Source organism: Candidatus Woesearchaeota archaeon (assembly GCA_021735165.1).
Lineage (GTDB): Archaea > Nanobdellota > Nanobdellia > Woesearchaeales > 21-14-0-10-32-9 > JAIPET01.
This window is the reverse complement of record JAIPHP010000031.1, coordinates 1-5839: the sequence shown is the minus strand read 5'-3', so window position 1 is coordinate 5839 and position 5839 is coordinate 1. Positions and strand designations below refer to the sequence as shown.

Sequence of the window (5839 nt, the reverse complement as noted above, 5' to 3'; positions counted from 1 at the left end):
TTATGGAGCGCGGGAGGATGCGCAACAACAGTAGGATACAACGAATTCGCGACTGTAGAGAACTACATAAAAAACCAAGCATTACATCACGCTACTGCCTGAGATACCCCGACCTTTAGGTCGCGGGAGTAGGTCATTTTAGTTTTTTTTGCTATTGTGTTTTGGTGTAAAGGGTTTAATGTCCTGTCCTTTAGATTGGGTGTTAATTCATGTTTTCTTTAGTTTATTCTTCGCTTTCTAGTAGTTCATAAATCGTTTTTAAATCTGCAACTTCCAGTCTTAACGCAATGATATTTTTATTATTTATAAGTTTTTTAATATTTCTATCGAGAATACTTATTACATATAGTTCACTTATTTTTTTTTGATTTTCTAATATTTTTTTGTTTTTTTGTGTTAAATCATGTGTTTTTTCTTTATAGATTTCGTAGTAAGATTTTAATTCTTCTAAATCACAATCATTTAAAATAAGTCTGTTGTTTCTTATTTCTTTAGATAAATTTTGTCTTATATATTCTTCTGTTCTTTTAAGTGAAAGAGAATTTTCTGTGTGATTCAGAGAGTGGTATTTGTTGTGTGTTGTCATTTTGTAAATACTTCCGATGTTGATGAAATTGTTTTGTAGTAAGCAATCATAAGAGATAATGGATAGTATATTGTGTTGTTGTTGGCTTTATTATCTTTTTTGTAGTTTTCTATTGTTTCTATGTTTTGTTTTGCTGCATTTATTATTTCTATCTGGTATTTTGTTGTTTCTTTGTTGTTATTAGTGTTTGCAAATATTAAGTCGAGTTTTGTTTTGTATGTTTCATATAGTTCTAATAGGTTTTTTTCTAAACTTATTTGCAGGAGATCTTTTTGTCTGTTTGCTGCGTTAATTTGAATCATGCAGAATTTCTTTTTTTGGAGTTTTTGTATTGGCGTTTCTTCCATTTTATTTGAATCCTTTCATGCCTCCTTTCTGCATTTTTTGCATCATTTTTTGCATGTCTTTTTCACTTGTGTTTTTTCCTGGTTTCAGCATTTTCATTAGTTTTTTGCTTTGTCTGTATTGTTTTAAAAGTGCGCGTATTTCAGAAGTTGGTTGTCCACTGCCTTTTGCGATTCTTTCTATTCTTTTTCCGGTTATTATTTCGGGTTCATTTTTTTCTTTTTGTGTCATGCTATCCATTAAGTATTTCCATTTGTCTATTTTTCCTTCTTGTTGTTTTAACATGTCTTTAGGTATGTTTGCTTGGTTCATTCCAGGGATCATATCTAAAATTTTGTTTAAAGGTCCCATTTTTTTCATTGCTTGCATTTGATCATATAAATCTTGAAGCGAGAAGTCTCCTTTGCTTAATTTTTCTTGCATGTCTTCTACGTCTTCTTCTGTGAATGCTTCTTTTGTTTTTTCTAGTAGTGCTTCTAGGTCTCCCATTCCTAGTAGTCTGCCTACAAAACCTTCTGGTTTGAATTCTTCTATGTCGTCTGTTTTTTCTCCAGTTCCTATGAATTTTACTGGTGCTCCTGTTATTGAACATGCTATTAGTGCTCCGCCTCCTTTGCTTGTTCCGTCTAGTTTGCTTATTATTACTCCTTTTACATTTGCGTTTTCATGAAATGATGATGCTTGTTTTTCTGCTGTTTGTCCTATGTCTCCGCTTATGACGAGAAATGATTGATTTGGTTGTATTGTTTTGTTTAGTAGTTGTAGTTCTTCTGTTAGTTCTTCATTTAATGCGTCTCTTCCAGCAGTATCTATTATTATTAGGTCGTATTCTTGTAATTGTTTTTCATATTGTTGGTATATTTTTGCAGGGTTTTTTTCTTTTTTATTACCAAAAAAGTCCACATTTATTTTTTTGCTTAGTTGTTCTAGTTGGTCGTATGCGGCAGGTCGCCAAGTGTCTGTTGTTAAAACGCATGTTTTGAGTCCGCGTTTTTTGAAGTAGTTTGCTAGTTTTCCGGTTGTTGTAGTTTTTCCTGACCCAAATAATCCTACTAGCATTAGTTTGAATGGTTGTTTTTGTTCGTTTTGTTTTTTTATTTCATCTATTAATGATTTGTGGTCTCCTTGTCCTAAGAATTTTACTAGTTCTTCATATACTATGTTTATTAGGTGTTCTCTTTTGTTTATTGATTTTGGGGTTTCTTCTTTTTTTGCTCTTTCTTTTATGCCTTGTGTGATTTTTAGTACTAGTTGTACATTAACGTCTGATTGTAAAAGTGCTCTTTGTATGTCTTTTACTAGTTCGTTGATTAGTTTTTCATCTACGAATATTGAGCCAGTTATTTTAGATAATGTTTTTTTCAGGCTTTGCGATAGTCCTTCAAGTACCATTTTATGTTGTGAGAAAGGGTTTTTGTTTATAAATGTTTAGTGGTTATTTGTTTTTTTACAAATCTAAATTTTGTACTTTATGTGCATTTTCGGTTATAAAATTTCTTCTGGGTTCTACTTCTGAGCCCATGAGTAGTGTGAATGTTCTGTCTGCTTCTACTGCGTCTTCTATTTTGATTTGTTTTAGTGTTCTTGTTTCTGGGTTCATTGTTGTGTCCCATAATTGTTCTGCATTCATTTCTCCAAGTCCTTTGTATCTTTGTATGTTTATTCCTTGCATTCCGCCTAATTCTTTTATTATTGAGTCTTTGTCTTTTTCTCTTAGTGCGTATTGTTTGTGGTTTCCTTTTTTTATTAGGTACAGGGGTGGTTGTGCTAGATATATGTATCCTGCATCGATTAGTTCTTTCATGTATCTATAGAAAAATGTTAGGATTAAGGTTGTTATGTGCGCTCCATCTACGTCTGAGTCTGTCATTATGATTATCTTATGATATCTTGCTTTTTCTAGTTTGAATTCTTCTCCTATTCCGGTGCCTATTGCAGTTATCATTGTGCTTATTCCATCTGAGCTTATTACTTTATGCATTCTTGCTTTTTCTACGTTTAGTATTTTTCCTCTCAGTGGTAGGATTGCTTGAAATTCTTTGCTTCTCCCTTGTTTTGCGGTTCCTCCTGCGCTGTCTCCTTCAACTAGGTATATTTCTGATTTTGAGGGGTCTTTTTCTGAACAATCTGAGAGTTTTCCAGGTAATGTGGTTGATTCTAGTACTGATTTTCTTCTTGTTAGTTCTCGGGCTTTTCTTGCGGCTTCTCTTGCTCTTGCGGCAGTTATGCTTTTTTCTAGTATTGCTTTTGCTGAAGTGGGATTTTCTTCTAGGTATGTTGATAGTCCTATTGATGTTATGTTGTCAACTATTCCTTTTACTTCGCTGTTTCCTAGTTTTGTTTTTGTTTGTCCTTCGAATTGAGGTTCTGGTACTTTTACGCTTATTATTGCGGTTAGTCCTTCATGTACGTCTTCTGAGCTTAGTTTTGTTGTTTTGTCTTTGAAAATTTTGTTTTTTTCTGCATAGCTATTAAGTGCTCTTGTCAGGGCGGTTTTGAATCCTGATATGTGCGTTCCTCCTTCGTGTGTGTTTATGTTGTTTACGAATGAGAATGTTTTATCGTTGTATGAATCTGTGTATTGTATGCATATTTCGGCTGTTATGTTGTCTTTTTCTTTTTCTATGTATACTGGTTCGTGTAGAGTGTTTTTTCCTTCGTTTAGGTGTTGTACGAAGCTTATTATTCCTCCTTCGTAATGGAATTCTTTTTCTGTTTGGTTTCTTTCATCTTTGAAGTGTATCTTTACGCCTTTATTTAAGAATGCTAATTCTCTTAGTCTGTTTTGTACTATGTTTGTGTCGTATTCTATGGTTTCTGTGAATATTTCAGGATCTGCCCAGAATTTTATTATTGTTCCTGTTTTTTCTGTTGTTCCTGTGATTTTCATGTCTTGTGTTTTGTTTCCTTGTTCGAATATTATGTGGTGTATTTTTCCGTTTCTAAATACTGTCGCTTCTAATTTTTTTGATAATGCGTTTACTACTGATACTCCTACTCCGTGTAGTCCTCCTGATACTTTGTATGTGTCTTTTTCGAATTTTCCTCCCGCGTGTAGTTTTGACATTACAACTTCTAGTGCAGGTATTCCTAGTGGTTGGTGTATGTCTGTTGGTATTCCTCTTCCGTCGTCTTCTACGCTTACTGAGTTGTCTGGGTGTATTGTTATTATTATTTTTGTGCAGTATCCACCCATTGCTTCGTCTATTGAGTTGTCTACAACTTCTTGTATTAGGTGGTGTAATCCTCGGGGTCCTGTGCTTCCTATGTACATTCCTGGTCTTTTTCTTACGGCCATTAAGCCTTCTAGAACTTTAATATTTTGTGCGCTGTATTGATTAGTTGTTTGATTATTTTGTTTATTTTCGTCCATTTTTGTGCCCTTTTTTGCCCCTTGGTTCTCGTCTAAAATTTTATTCTTAGAATATGAATTTAGAAAGGGTTTTTGTTTATAAATGTATCGTTAAAAAAATATTTATTGTTTATATGGTAAATAATTGTTCATTCTTCAATCTTTTTATTGTTTAATAAGCCTCTGGCGAGAATTGCACTCGCGACCTTCTGCTTACGAGGCAGATGCAATAGCTTCTATGCTACAGAGGCATTATTTTGTTGAGAATTTATTTTTCATTTAAAAACATGTTTATTTCGTGTGAATATCAGAAAATGCGAAAACTACTGCACAGTAGCGAAATATTTAAATAGTATCATATTAATCACTTATAGGTGAAAACAAAAAATGAGTTCGGGTTTATTTAAACTTGTGGTAAATGCACTAAAACAGCCAATCTCTATGTTTATGCTAGGTGTGTTTGTTGCAAGTTTTCTAATATCTTTTGTAGCTAGTGTTGATGCAAATAATGGTTCTGCTTTTGTTGGAAATGTTATTGGTTTAGACATTCAATACCCTGTAAATGGCAATCGCAACATAGATAGTCCTTCTGATTATTTGAAAGAGAATCAAATAAGAGTCTATAGTGATCGAGTTGTTATTGAAGCTAAAGATATTCAATGGGCAGCCTTTGCAGACACTAAGAGTATGCTTCCTATGATAAATAAAGATAGCAATGCTTTACAAATAGTTCCTGATTGTCCTAGCGATATCTATCTTGGGGATGTTGTTTCTTACAAATCAGATTATGCTCCCGGAATAATAATTCACAGAGTTATAAAGATAGATGAAGATTCTAAAGGAACATATTTCATATTAAAAGGAGATAACAATCCTAATATTGATCCCGGAAAAATCAGGTGTGAACAAATACAAAGAAAACTCATCGGCGTTTTATATTAATGTGATTGAAATGTTTATAAAACACAAAAAAATTAATGGGTATTTTCTTGATAGTCCTTGCATGGTCTCAGATGTTGGTAAGATTATTGATGATGAAATAAAAAATAATTTACTTGGAAAAAATGTTGTTATACAGGCAATAAGTACCCAGGAAAGATCTGAAACATATTTAGATACTATTAAAAAATTAGTTCTATCAGATATCAAAGGATGTAATTATTCAATCACAAACAAAAGTCAATATTCGGTCCCTAACGCAGATATTTTTGGAGTTGAATATGAAATAGCTGCTAATTCTGTTATTGCTGAAAATTTTATGAAAAAATTTATTGAGGTTCCTAAAAAATATGGGTGTTCTCCTTTAAGAATTGACATTTTTTCTTTTTATGATAGTGCTTGCCTTGAAAGAATAGAAAAAGACATTTTTAGTGAGTCTGTTAGTGATGCTTTTAAGTTTAAAGGTGATAAAGATGATGTGTGTTATCCTGTAAGTATTTCCCTTCGATACCTTTTTTCGTTTTATCATTTATTAAACCTCCGCTTTCAACTTTCGTTGAAAGGCTTGTTCTGGTGTTTCCAGAACATTAAATCTAAGAGCCATGTGTGGCCTTATT

6 protein-coding genes are annotated in these 5839 nt (G+C 32.8%); 2 read left to right on the top strand and 4 right to left on the bottom strand.

Going from position 1 to position 5839, the window contains the following annotated elements; genetic code table 11:
• Positions 1 to 223: 223 nt before the first annotated feature.
• Genes K9L97_06100 through gyrB form a run of 4 tightly spaced genes read right to left on the bottom strand, consistent with a single transcriptional unit; the run spans position 224 to position 4304 of the window.
• A complete protein-coding gene (locus K9L97_06100) occupies positions 224 to 586 on the bottom strand; it encodes a hypothetical protein (protein MCF7872576.1) in 363 nt (120 codons plus the stop codon).
• Positions 583 to 933 carry a hypothetical protein gene (locus K9L97_06095; GenBank protein ID MCF7872575.1) on the bottom strand — a complete coding sequence of 117 codons (351 nt, stop codon included), beginning with the start codon at positions 931 to 933 and terminating at the stop codon, positions 583 to 585. The genes K9L97_06100 and K9L97_06095 overlap by 4 nt, the downstream gene beginning before the upstream one ends.
• A 1-nt stretch (position 934) precedes the next feature.
• Entirely contained in the window at positions 935 to 2323 is a 1389-nt protein-coding gene (locus tag K9L97_06090; protein ID MCF7872574.1) for a signal recognition particle receptor subunit alpha, read from the bottom strand.
• Positions 2324 to 2378: 55 nt separating this feature from the next.
• On the bottom strand, positions 2379 to 4304 hold the full coding sequence (gyrB, locus tag K9L97_06085; GenBank protein ID MCF7872573.1) for a DNA topoisomerase (ATP-hydrolyzing) subunit B: 1926 nt from the start codon (positions 4302 to 4304) through the stop codon (positions 2379 to 2381).
• 366 nt (positions 4305 to 4670) lie between these two features.
• Here gyrB and K9L97_06080 point away from each other — a divergent pair, with 366 nt between their 5' ends.
• Positions 4671 to 5225, top strand: coding sequence for a hypothetical protein (locus K9L97_06080; protein MCF7872572.1), 555 nt, complete (start codon positions 4671 to 4673; stop codon positions 5223 to 5225).
• A gap of 10 nt (positions 5226 to 5235) precedes the next feature.
• A partial coding sequence (locus tag K9L97_06075) for a hypothetical protein (protein ID MCF7872571.1) occupies positions 5236 to 5839 on the top strand: 604 nt, incomplete at its 3' end.